Annotated in this window: 1 protein-coding gene; it reads left to right on the top strand. The window is 50.2% G+C overall.

Annotated features, from left to right (window positions below):
- A partial coding sequence (locus CXF61_RS14020) for a hypothetical protein (RefSeq protein ID WP_193834173.1) occupies nucleotides 1-215 on the top strand: 215 nt, incomplete at both ends.

Below are 215 nucleotides of genomic sequence, written 5' to 3'. Positions count from 1 at the left end.
CCTATAGCCAAGCCTGATAGCAATCGTGTGGCAGAAGAGGTCACAGCAACTGGCAACGTGCTTGACAATGACACCGATATAGACAGCAGTACGCTTAACGTATCAGCGGCAAGCGTTGATGTAGATGGTAGTGGCACCCAAGTAGCGATCACTCTTGGCAGCGCCACCACTATCAGCGCTAATGGTAGCGCTATTGGCGTACTGACTTTAAATAG

The organism is Psychrobacter sp. 4Dc (assembly GCF_002836715.1).
Classification (GTDB): domain Bacteria; phylum Pseudomonadota; class Gammaproteobacteria; order Pseudomonadales; family Moraxellaceae; genus Psychrobacter.
Note: the sequence above shows the minus strand (reverse complement) of the source record. Positions and strands in the feature narration are given on the sequence as shown.